This is a genomic window from Lentzea pudingi, from assembly GCF_014646255.1.
In the GTDB taxonomy this organism is placed as follows: Bacteria; Actinomycetota; Actinomycetes; order Mycobacteriales; family Pseudonocardiaceae; genus Lentzea; species Lentzea pudingi.
In genome coordinates this window covers 722614-733454 of sequence record NZ_BMNC01000003.1, presented here as the reverse complement: position 1 = coordinate 733454, position 10841 = coordinate 722614, and the positions used below count along the sequence as shown (strand labels likewise).

9 protein-coding genes are annotated in these 10841 nt (G+C 69.8%); 2 read left to right on the top strand and 7 right to left on the bottom strand.

Annotation, left to right across the window (positions count from 1 at the left end; translation table 11 throughout):
* Nucleotides 1–12: 12 nt before the first annotated feature.
* Nucleotides 13–552, top strand: a complete 540-nt coding sequence (locus tag IEY88_RS14205; protein WP_229693367.1) for a GNAT family N-acetyltransferase — start codon at nucleotides 13–15, stop codon at nucleotides 550–552.
* 43 nt (nucleotides 553–595) lie between these two features.
* On the opposite strand, the gene IEY88_RS14200 is transcribed toward IEY88_RS14205, so the two are convergent.
* The gene (locus tag IEY88_RS14200) at nucleotides 596–955 is read right to left on the bottom strand and encodes an ArsR/SmtB family transcription factor (protein WP_189155156.1); all 360 of its coding nucleotides are present in this window, start codon (nucleotides 953–955) and stop codon (nucleotides 596–598) included.
* A 40-nt stretch (nucleotides 956–995) separates the two neighbouring features.
* On the opposite strand from IEY88_RS14200, the gene IEY88_RS14195 reads away from it, so the two are divergent.
* Complete coding sequence (locus IEY88_RS14195; RefSeq protein ID WP_189155155.1) at nucleotides 996–2885, top strand: heavy metal translocating P-type ATPase; 1890 nt, start codon at nucleotides 996–998, stop codon at nucleotides 2883–2885.
* Here IEY88_RS14195 and IEY88_RS14190 read toward each other — a convergent pair.
* The 6 genes from IEY88_RS14190 to IEY88_RS14165 all read right to left on the bottom strand — a co-directional run bounded on the left by IEY88_RS14190 (nucleotide 2880) and on the right by IEY88_RS14165 (nucleotide 10776).
* Complete coding sequence (locus IEY88_RS14190; RefSeq protein WP_189155154.1) at nucleotides 2880–4646, bottom strand: ABC transporter permease subunit; 1767 nt, start codon at nucleotides 4644–4646, stop codon at nucleotides 2880–2882. The two genes, IEY88_RS14195 and IEY88_RS14190, sit on opposite strands and share 6 nt — an antisense overlap.
* Nucleotides 4643–6139, bottom strand: coding sequence for an ABC transporter substrate-binding protein (locus IEY88_RS14185; RefSeq protein WP_189155153.1), 1497 nt, complete (start codon nucleotides 6137–6139; stop codon nucleotides 4643–4645). Before IEY88_RS14185 ends, IEY88_RS14190 begins: the two co-directional genes overlap by 4 nt.
* Before the next feature lie 83 nt (nucleotides 6140–6222).
* Entirely contained in the window at nucleotides 6223–7032 is an 810-nt protein-coding gene (locus IEY88_RS14180; RefSeq protein ID WP_189155152.1) for a class I SAM-dependent methyltransferase, read from the bottom strand.
* Nucleotides 7025–7915, bottom strand: coding sequence for a class I SAM-dependent methyltransferase (locus tag IEY88_RS14175; RefSeq protein ID WP_189155151.1), 891 nt, complete (start codon nucleotides 7913–7915; stop codon nucleotides 7025–7027). Before IEY88_RS14175 ends, IEY88_RS14180 begins: the two co-directional genes overlap by 8 nt.
* Nucleotides 7915–9051, bottom strand: coding sequence for a GTP-binding protein (locus IEY88_RS14170; protein ID WP_189155150.1), 1137 nt, complete (start codon nucleotides 9049–9051; stop codon nucleotides 7915–7917). The genes IEY88_RS14175 and IEY88_RS14170 overlap by 1 nt, the downstream gene beginning before the upstream one ends.
* 294 nt (nucleotides 9052–9345) lie before the next feature.
* Nucleotides 9346–10776, bottom strand: a complete 1431-nt coding sequence (locus IEY88_RS14165; protein WP_189155149.1) for an MFS transporter — start codon at nucleotides 10774–10776, stop codon at nucleotides 9346–9348.
* Nucleotides 10777–10841: the final 65 nt, after the last annotated feature.

Here is a 10841-nt window from a genome sequence, read left to right as displayed (position 1 = left end):
GGATCCTACGAGGTGCGGTTGGCGACTCACGCCGACCTGCCCGGAGCCCGCAGCGTCATGCTGGACACCTTCTACCGCGAGTTCGGACACGGCTACAGCCCCCAGTGGCACGCCGACGTGATCGACCTCGCCGCGACGTACCTGGAGACTCCGCGGCACGCGTTGTTCGTCGCGGTGTGCGGCGACGAGGTCGTGGGCACCACGGCCGTGCGGGCGCAGGGGCCGGCGAGCCCGCCCCACCCGGCGTGGATCGCCGAGCGCTACTCCGGTGACCAGACGGCACAGCTCTTCCGCGTGTACGTCCGGGCCGAGCACCGGCGCCGTGGTCTGGCACGCGCCCTGGTCGACGCCGCAGTCGGGTTCGTCGCCGAAACCCCCGGCTACGAACAGATCTACCTGCACACCGACACCCGCATCGCCGGGGCGGAGGGGTTCTGGCGCTCGGTCGCGAAAGAGGTCTGCGACGCCCGCGATGGCGACCCGGACCGCAACCAGACCGTGCACTTCGAGATCCCGATCCCGGTCCTGGCCGTGACGGCCGACCCGAGATGACCTGACGGTCGGGGGTGGTCGCATCGGTCCATCCCCGGCCCGCTCAGGCGGTGTCGACGTCGTCGGTGGCGCCGAGGCCGAGGTGTTCGATGTGGTAGACGGCTTCATCGAGCAGCATCGCGACGTGGTTGTCGTACAGGCTGTAAACCACACTGCGCCCCTGGCGCGTACCGGTCACCAGGCCGAGCGCGCGCAGCAGTCGCAGCTGGTGGGATACCGCGGACTGTTCCATCTCCACGGCCTCCGCCAGCTCGCCGACCGGGCAGGCGCCGTGACGCAGGCGGGTCAGGATGCGCAGACGGCTCGGCGTCGCGAGGGCCTGAAGGGTGGCGGCCACCGTCGCCGCCGACTCCGCGTCCAGCTGCGCCGGCGGTGTGGCCCTGCCATCGACTCCGTGACCCATGGCAGCATCCTACTCAGTGAACACATGAAGAGGTCTTCAGATGTTCCTGTATGGTGCTTCCGTGACTTCGACGCTTGCCGTGAACGCGCCGCACCACACACCACATCTCCGGCACCGGTCCGTCTTCGCGATCGATGAGGTCCGCTGGGCGGCCGTAGCCACCGCCCTGTTCCTCGCCGGGCTCGCGACCAAGCTCGCCGGAGGGCCGTCGTGGAGCTGGTGGGTCTTGCTGCTCGGCTGCTACGCGACCGGCGGCTGGGAGCCCGCGCTCGCCGGGCTCAGGGCGCTGCGCGAGCGGACGCTCGACGTCGACCTGCTGATGATCGTCGCCGCGATCGGCGCGGCCGCGATCGGCCAGGTCGTCGACGGTGGCCTGCTGATCGTCATCTTCGCCACCTCGGGCGCGCTGGAGGCCGTGCTCACCCAGAGGACGGCCGACTCGGTACGCGGGCTGCTCGACCTCGCGCCGCAGCGCGCCACCCTTCTGCTGCCGGGGAACCGCGAACAGGAGGTGGATGCGACGACGCTGCGGATCGGCGACGAGATCCTCGTGCGGCCGGGTGAACGGATCAGCGGGGACGGCGTGGTCGTCGACGGCCGCAGCGAGGCCGACCAGGCGTCGATCACCGGCGAGTCGCTGCCCGTGCCGAAGGAACCCGGTTCGGAGGTGTTCGCGGGGTCGCTCAACGGCACCGGCGGACTCCGCGTGCAGATCACTCGCGCGGCCAGGGACACGGTGATCGCCCGCATCGTGGCGATGGTCGAGCAGGCATCTGCCACCAAGGCGAAGACACAACTGTTCATCGAGAAGGTCGAGCAGCGCTACTCACTCGGCATGGTGGCCGTGACCCTCGCGCTGTTCGCGGTGCCTTTGTTGTTCGGCGCGGCGCTGGAGCCGACGTTGCTCCGGGCGATGACCTTCATGATCGTCGCCTCGCCGTGCGCCTTGGTGCTCGCCACCATGCCGCCGTTGCTGGCCGCCATCGCCAACGCCGGAAAGCGCGGTGTTCTGGTGAAATCCGCCGTGGCGATGGAACAACTGAGCACAGTGGACACGGTGGCGTTGGACAAGACCGGCACACTCACCGAAGGCATGCCGCAGGTCGTCGGCATCACCACCGACGAGAAGCAGGACGAGGTGCTCGCGCTGGCTGCGGCAGCCGAGCAGTTCAGCGAGCACCCGATCGGCCGCGCGATAGCCGAAGCCGCACGGCAACGCGAGCTGGTCGTGCCACCCGCTGCGGATTTCCGGGCCACGCCCGGTGTCGGCGTGACGGCACGCGTTGCGCAGCGCACCGTTTCCGTGCACCGAGCCGACTCCGCACCGAACGGCAACACAGCGGTCGTCGTCACCGTGGACCAGCACCAGATCGGTGTCATCGAACTGGCCGACCGGCTCCGTCCGTCCAGCGCCCTCGCCGTCCGCGATCTCACCGTCCTCACCGGACGAAGCGCGGTGCTCCTGACAGGAGACAACCACTCGGCCGCACAGCGCGTCGCGGAGGCGGTCGGCATCACCGACGTGCGCGCCGAACTGCTTCCGCAGGACAAGGTGCGGGCGGTCGGCGAACTGGGCGGCAGAGTCTTGTTCGTAGGGGACGGCGTGAACGACGCGCCTGCGCTCGCGACAGCACACAGCGGCATCGCCATGGGGCACAGAGGATCCGCGCTGACCGTGGACACCGCCGACGCCGTGGTCGTCGGTGACGATCTGACCGTCGTACCGGCACTGGTCGCGCTGGCCCGCCGGGCGAGGAGGGTCGTGATCGCCAACCTCGCCATCGCCGGCGCGTTCATCGTGGTGCTGTCCGCGTGGGACCTGTTCGGCACGTTGCCGCTCCCGCTCGGCGTCGCCGGGCACGAGGGCTCGACCGTGCTGGTCGCGCTCAACGGGATGCGACTGCTGAGCAGGCGGGCCTGGAGGTCATGAGAAGGTGTTCCGCCCAGGACGAAGGGCGAGCCCCGAGGAGAGCAAGGCCGACAACGACATGCTGAACACAGCGACGAGCAACAGCATCATGGCAGGGCTCAAAGCCGCGAACGGCGCTCGTTCGACATAGGGCAGCGACTCGGCCAGCATCAGGCCCCACTCCGGTGCGGGCGGCTGGGTGCCGAGACCGAGGAAGCCCAGCGAGGCCAGAGCCAGCGCGATGCCGGGCAGGCGGAGGACGGCGTTGCGGGCGACCGGGCCCGCGACAGCGGGCAGAACGTGGCGGAGTTCGATCCGCGACGGAGTCGCACCGAGTGCTCGATGCGCGGAGATGTGGGTCGAGGCGCGCGTTTGTTCCACGAGCGCGGCGGCATGTGCGGCCAGGGTCGGCCACGAGACCAACGCGACGGCGAGCGACGCTCCGAGCGTGCCGGGTCCCAGCACCGCGGCCACGAGGATCCCGGCGATCACGGGCGGCATGGCGTTCGCCGCTTCCGCCGTTCCTCGCGCGACATCGGGAAGGAAACCGATGGCCACGGCAGCGACGTAGGAACACACGCACACCGCGACGGCCACACCGATCGTCGCCGGTGCGCCATGCGCGACCCGTGCCAGAACGTCGCGGCCGAGTCCGTCCGTCCCCAGCGGATGGGCCCAGCTCGGCGCCGCGAGCCGTGCCGCGGTGTCGATCCGCAGGGGATCGCGGAACAGGCCCCACCCGATCATCAACGCCGTGATCACAAAGCTCGTCACGGGAACCGCGATGTGCCACCGGTGAGGTGTCCATCGAACGACCGCGGGCAACGACAGGGAGGCGTCGCGCAGCGCGGGCCCCAGCATGTGGCGGCGGACCACGCCGACGACCGCACCGGCCGCGAGACCCAGCAACACGAGCGCGAGCACGCATCCCTGCAACATCGGCACGTCCTGCGCACGCGCCGCGCCCAGTGCCGTCCTGCCGATGCCGGGAACCGCGAAGACCGCCTCCACCGCCACTGCGCCGCCGGTCAGACCGACGATCACCAGCCCCGCCTGGGGCAACAACGGTGGTAGAGCGCGCTGCAGGACGCCTCGGACGAGAACCGATCGGCCGCAACCCCAGGACCGCCAGACGTGGACCCACGGTTCTCTGAACACTGCGGGTAGGGCGTCGGCGAACAACGTGCCCAGCACGGCCCCCGCGGGAATGCCGAGGGCGAGCGCCGGTAGGACCAGGTGTTGTGGGCCTTGCCAGCCGTACGGCGGGAACCAGCCCAGCCATACCGAGAAGGTCACCAGCAGCACGGCCGCGAGCAGGAATTCGGGCAGTGCGGCGAGCGCCGCACCCGCGGCACCGAGCGCTCCGGTGGCCTCGCCACGAGCACCGCGCATCAAATTCCGCAGGCACAACGCTGATGCCACGACGAATGCGACGACTACCGCCGCGCACATCAGCGTGAGGGAAACGCCGAGGCCGGACAGCACGGCCGGCAGCACCTCGGCACCGCTGGTCCAGGAACGGCCGAGGTCTGCGCGCAGCAGGCCGGACACCCAGCCGGTGAACACGCCGACGGGCCCGGCGTCGAGCCCGAGCTGGCGGCGTACGGCGTCGAGTGCCTCCGGGGTCGGCTCCTGCTCGGCTGACCGCGCCCGCAGCACCGACAGCGCCGGGTCACGGCCGGACAGCCAGGGCAGGAGCCCGACGACGACGGTGATCAGCGCGAGCGCGCCGAGGCGTGAGAGCACGACTCCCGCGCGTCCGCGCTTTGGTTCCGCCTTCACTTCACTTGCGTGGCAGCGGTGATGAGCGCCCGCTCTCGCGGGTCCTTCACGGAGCCAGCAATCGAGGTGGCGTCGCCTTGGATCACGCGCTCGTGGAGCATCGGGATGGCGGCGTCGGTGCGTAGCACGGCCGCCTCGGCCTCCAGGATCGCCGCACGGCGCTGGTCGCCGGCCTCCGCGGCCTCGGCCTTGCGCACAGCCTGGTCGACCTTCTCGTCGCACAGTTGCGCGATGTTGAAGGAGCCGTCGCAGGTGAAGTCCGACTTCAGGTACGCGACCGGGTCGCCCGAGTCCAGCACGGTGGCCCTGGACAGGATGAACGCGTCGAACTTGCCTGCCAGCATGTCCTGTTCGACGTGGGCGTACTCGCGCACGACCTGGTTCACCGTGAACCCGGCGTCCTGGAGCTGTTGCTGGACGATCGAGGCGACCTCGGGCAGTTCGGCGCGGTCGGTGAAGGTCGCCAGCGTGATCGTGGCGCCGTTCGGCCGGCCGGCGGCGACACGGCCGGTGATCTCCTGTCGCGCCTGCACGGTCCACGGCAGCGCGGGCCCCAGCAGTCCCTTGGCGACGTCGGCGCGGTTCTCGTAGACGCCGCTGACGAGCTGGCCCCGGTTGACCGTCTCGCGCACGGCCGCCCGTACCGCCGGATCGGCGAATGGACCTGACTTGGTGTTGAGGTACAGCGTGTTGGTGCGTGGCATCGGCACCTCGCTGATGGTCTGCGGATCGAGCAGCGCAGCCTGCGAGACGGGAACCGCTTCGGCGATGTGCGCCTCGCCGCTGCGGATGGCGGCCGCACGCGCGGTGCCGTCCGGCACGAACGACACGTCGATCCCCGCGGCCTTCGCCTTCTCCCCCCAGTAGCCGTCGTGGCGGTCGAGGGTCGCGCTCGTGGTCCCGCCCACGCTCACCAGTCTGAACGGCCCGCTGCCGGTACCGACCGGGTTGGCCTTGCCGTCCGCGGCGTACGCGCTCTCGGCCAGAATGGACAGCTGAGGTGACGACAGCCGCTGCGGCAGCAGCGGATCCGGCGTTCCCGTGGCGACGACCAGCTTCTCCCCCGCCACCGAGGCCGTCAGTGCGACGCCGTCGAGGATCCGCGGCTTGGGCACCGCCTTCGTCGCCCTGGTGAGCGTGTTCACGGCGGCCGCGGCGGTCAGGGTGCTGCCGTCGTGGAAGCTCACTCCCGGCCGGATGGTGAACTCCCAGGCGGTGTCAGAGGTGCGCCGCCACTCGGTGGCGAGACCAGGGCGAGCGTCCCCGTTGCCGTCCAGCGTCACCAAGGTCTCCGCGGTCGACCAGCGGGACAGCTTGAACGCGTCGTCGCTGAACGGCGACAGACCCGACCGCGGCGGCTGCATCATGGCCAGCTTGATCCTGGCCTCACCGGACGAACCAGCCGTCTCTCCCGCACCGGAGGCGAAACATCCGGCGAGGAGGACCGAGACGGCGGTCAGGCCGGCGGCGGCCAAGGGTGCGCGGTGGTGCATGAGGCTTCCTGTCGTCGTGAGAGCGTTGAGCACGGCGACGGTAGCTCATGACAATCATTTGCATCTAGCGTGCGAGTCGCAGGTCACGCCACGCGGTGCCCGCTGCCGATCAACGTGGTGGCGTCGAGCTCTGCCACGCCCTCGTCGCGCAGCGACGCCAGATAGCGGTCCCGCACGGCTTCCACCAGATCCGCGGGCACCTTCGTCAGCGCTCCCCGGAAGCCGGACCCGACGATCACCAGCCACGCCACCTCCGGGGTCATCGTCAGCGTCATCTCGTTCGTGGTCACCTCGACGTCGACCAGACCGCGCTCACCCAACCAGGCCGCGTAGGGGTCTTCCTGGTTGATCCGGTCGATCAGATGAGGCGGCCGTGGCGCCGGCACCGGCGTGTTCGTGACCTCGGCGACGGCGAGGCCGAGATGGCGGCCCGCAGCCGCCATCGACCCACCGCGCCAGATCGTGAACACCGCTCGCCCACCGGGCCGGACCCGGCTGATCAGGTGGTCGGTCCCGACGGTCATGTCGGGGAAGAAGAAGATGCCGAGGGCCGACTGCACGAGGTCGTACCCCTCTCCCGGCCACGTCGTCACGTCCGCCTGGTGTGCGTGCAGCTGAGGCAGACCGGCCGACAGTCGGCGCAGCTCGTCGATCATCGGGCCGGACACGTCCACGGCATCGACGTGTCCGGTCGTCCCGACCAACCTCGCGGCCGGGATCGCCGAGGCACCGGTGCCGCAGCAGGCGTCGAGGACACGCTCGCCCGGCTTCGGATCGGCGACGGCGACCGCCGTGGTGCCGATCGGCTCCCACAGGTGCCGTCCCAGTGCGGTGAAGTCCGCTGCCGCGGCGTCGAACGCGCCGCGGATCTCGGTCTGCCGATCGTCAGCCATGAACCCCTCGCTTCGTTCCCATGTGGACAGTCCTGGCGGTGAGCAGCGCCAGATCACCGCGATCCCCCAGCCAGTCCGGCGACGTGCGGTCCAGCAGAACGCCCCACGCGGCCAGGTCATCCTCGCCCAAGAAGGCCTGCGCCCGCGCGACTCGCGCGGCCAGTTCCGCGAGCACGACCTCCTGTGCGCCGGAACTGAGCGGAGCGGGCAGGTCCAGCAGAACAGAGCGACTGGTGACCTGCTCGAGCCCGGCGGTCCTCAGCAACTCCGGCCATCCGCGAGCGTCGCGCACGACACCGGGCCTGCCCTCGAACCACACCGTGAACCACTCGTTGTGCGCGGCGTCCAGCCTGGCTTCCAGACCGGGCCTGCCCTCGAACCACACCGTGAACCACTCGTTGTGCGCGGCGTCCAGCCTGGCTTCCAGACCGGGCCTGCCCACACCGACGTCCCACGGCAGGCACCGCGCAGGCAAACCTCCCTCGCCGAGCGCGAGCACACCACCCGATCCGAGCAGCCCGGTCAGTCCGGACACCGCTTCCTGCCAAGACAACGCGTGGTGCACGCATGCACCGGACCAGATCAACGACACGGCTTCCGGCAGCGGAACGGGCCCGTCGTCGAGATCGTGCAGCACCGTGCGCACCCGATCACCGAGTCCCGCTCGTTCGGCGCGTTCGCGGACCATCGCGAGCATCATCTCGTCGCTGTCCACGGCATAGACTCGTGCAGCGCCTTCAGCCAGACGAATCGTGCTCGTCCCGGATCCGGGTCCTACATCCGCCACCACACCGGTAATCGGCAACGAGTCCAGAAGCGCGAGCTCTGCCGGAGCGAACACCGCCTCCGCCGCGGCGGGATCGCCGGTCGACGGGCCGGTCATCAGGCGTGCTCGTGCAGGTCAGCGAGGTCCCACTCCGGCAGCGGGTCCTCGAGCGTGCGCCAGTGCTCCGGCCCGGCCGCGAACTCGTCGTCCGTGAGCAACGCGGGCTCCAAACGGCGGCGCGGTTCGTCGAGATCGAGACCGACACCGATGAAGACCAGTTCCTGTCGCCCTTGCGGGGTGTCGAGCAGCTGCCCCGGCTCGAAGGTGAGGTTCGGGCCGGCCTGCGACCACACCGCGAGAACCTCGGGACGGCTGGCGATGTGGCAGAAGCCCTTGCTGCGCAACACACCGTCCCAGTCGGCCAGCGCCGCCATCAGCCGAGCGGGGTGGAACGGCCGCGACGCGCGGAAGGCGACCGAGCGGATGCCGTACTCCTCGGTCTCCGGAACATGACCGGTCCCCGCCAGTTCCTGGGCCCAGCCGGGAGACTGCGCGGCGGTGATCGGGTCGTAGCGCCCGGTGTCGAGCACCTCGGCGAGGTCGACGACACCCTGCCGTGTGTGCAGCAACCGGGCGACGGGGTTGAGCCTGCGCAGCACCGCGTCGAGCGTCGCGAGCTGCTCCGCGGTGACCAGGTCGGTCTTGTTCACCACCAGGAGATCCGCGAACTCGACCTGGTCGACGAGCAGGTCCGAGATCGTGCGCTCGTCCTCCTCGGCTGCGGCCAGGTCGCGTTCGGCCAGCTGGTCGCCGATGGTCAGCTCGCGCAGGAATCCGGCCGCGTCCACGACCGTCACCATGGTGTCGAGCTGGGCGTGGTCGGACAGGCTCGTGCCGTCTTCGAAGGTCCAGTCGAACGTGGCGGCCACCGGCATCGGCTCCGAGATCCCAGTGGACTCGATCAGGATCGTGTCGAACCGGCCCGAGCGCGCCAGCTCACCGACGCTGCCGAGCAGGTCTTCGCGCAACGTGCAGCAAATACAGCCGTTGGTCAGCTCGACCAGCCGCTCCTCGGTGCGGTCGAGGCTGCCCTGGCCCGCTACCAGCGCGGCATCGATGTTGATCTCACTCATGTCGTTGACGATCACCGCCACCCGCCGTCCCTCGCGGTTGGACAGCACGTGGTTGAGCAACGTGGTCTTGCCAGAACCGAGGAAACCGGACAGCACGGTCACGGGGGTGCGTCGAGACATGTGCACATGATAATCATCTTCATCGCTGAAGTGCGCAAACCCGGCCAACTGCTCACCCGCCCCAGGTGAGGGGCGTGCCAGTGCAGTGTTCTGGACCTACTTCTCGCAAAGCCTCCTTGCTCATCGGTCGCCGCCGCCGTCACCATGCCCCACCGGGCCGCGTCGCCCGATGATCTCGGCGAGCGGGCTTCGTCGGCGCTTCGGCCAGGCCGGGAGCGTGCAGTCGTCGCGTGAGTGCTCCCGACAGAAGGTTGTCGCCCACTGACGCGAGGCGGGCGACAACCGGGGAATGACTCAGACCTTCACCGGCTCGCGCTCTGCGGCGGCGACGGCACGACGGCCACGCAGGGTGCCGCCCGCGGTGATCGCGCCCGTGAACGCGATGCCAGCGGCACCGATGAACGCGGCGGACACACCGCTGGTCAGGGCATCGGCGTCACCGAGCTGACCGGCGCCGTACGAGGCGGCCAGCGCGCTCATGGCGGCCAGTCCGAGCGCGGACCCGATCTGGTAGCTGGTGTTGACGATGCCCGACGCGAGACCACCCTCCTCCGGGCGGGCACTGGAGATGGCGGTACCGAGCGAGGGGATGAAGGCCAGGGCCATGCCGGTGGCAGCCACGAGCGACGCGGGCAGGACATCGAGCCAGTAGTCGCCGTTCGGGCGCACCAGTGCCAGCCACCCTAGACCGGCGGCGAGCACGACGAGCCCGGTGACCACCATCGGCTTGACGCCGAACCGGGCGGTCAGCCGCGGAGCAACGAACACCATCAACACCATGATCGCGGTGGTCATCGGCAGTAGCGCCGAGCCACTGGCGAAGGCACCCAGACCGAGCACCTGCTGCAGGTAGAGGTTGAGGAAGAACCACATCGGGATCCACGCGCCACCGAGCAGCAACTGGGCGATGTTCGCCGCGCCGAGCTGGGACGTGCGGAAAATGCCGAGCCGCACGAGTGGGGCCTTCCGCTTGGCCTGGATGAGCAGGAACGCGCCCAGCAGCACGATGGCGACGATCAAGCCGACGATCGTTTCGGCCGAGGCCCATCCCGCTTCCGGGGCGCGCACGACGGCGTACACCGCTACCGCCAAACCAGCCGTCACCGTGATCGCACCGAGCAGGTCGGTGGAGCCGCGTTGAGCAGCACCCGCGGGCATCAGGGCCGGGATGGCGATCAGTGCGACCACCGCAATCGGCACGTTGACGTAGAAGACCCATGGCCAGCTCAGGTACTCGGTGATCACGCCGCCGAGGAAGACACCGGCCGTTCCACCGGCCGGAGCCGCTGCGCCGTAGATCGCGAGCGCCTTGCCGAGCTGTGCCGGTTCGCTGCCGAACAGCATCATCAACAGGGTCAGCGCCGAGGGAGCGATGAGCGCGGCTCCCGCGCCCTGCACCGCACGACCGAGCAGCTCCACCCAGATCTCCCCCGCTGCGCCGGCGATGACGGAGCCCACGAGGAGGACCAGCCAGCCAGTGGCGAACATGCGGCGGGCACCGAGCAGGTCGGACAGCCTGCCACCGAGCAGCAGCAGCCCGCCGAAGGCGACGACGTAGGCGTTGAAGACCCAAGACAGGTTCTCCTGGGAGAAGCCGAGATCCGCCTGGATCCGCGGCAGGGCCACCCCGATGATCGAGGTGTCCATGATGACCATGAACTGGGCGGCGGCAATGACGGCGAGCGCCCACCACCTGCGCCTGTTCACCTGCTCCACACGGGACATTTCAGTACTCCATACCGGTAGGGGGTATTGACGAGGCAGACGTGTGCCCCGACAGCGCTGTGCGC

Excerpts from the sequence above, each read along its gene's own strand:
- IEY88_RS14200 (WP_189155156.1), bottom strand. The coding sequence starts at position 955 with ATGGGTCACGGAGTCGATGGCAGGGCCACACCGCCGGCGCAGCTGGAC.
- IEY88_RS14195 (WP_189155155.1), top strand. The coding sequence starts at position 996 with ATGTTCCTGTATGGTGCTTCCGTGACTTCGACGCTTGCCGTGAACGCG.
- IEY88_RS14185 (WP_189155153.1), bottom strand. The coding sequence starts at position 6,139 with ATGCACCACCGCGCACCCTTGGCCGCCGCCGGCCTGACCGCCGTCTCG.
- IEY88_RS14180 (WP_189155152.1), bottom strand. The coding sequence starts at position 7,032 with ATGGCTGACGATCGGCAGACCGAGATCCGCGGCGCGTTCGACGCCGCG.
- IEY88_RS14175 (WP_189155151.1), bottom strand. The coding sequence starts at position 7,915 with ATGACCGGCCCGTCGACCGGCGATCCCGCCGCGGCGGAGGCGGTGTTC.
- IEY88_RS14170 (WP_189155150.1), bottom strand. The coding sequence starts at position 9,051 with ATGTCTCGACGCACCCCCGTGACCGTGCTGTCCGGTTTCCTCGGTTCT.
- IEY88_RS14165 (WP_189155149.1), bottom strand. The coding sequence starts at position 10,776 with ATGTCCCGTGTGGAGCAGGTGAACAGGCGCAGGTGGTGGGCGCTCGCC.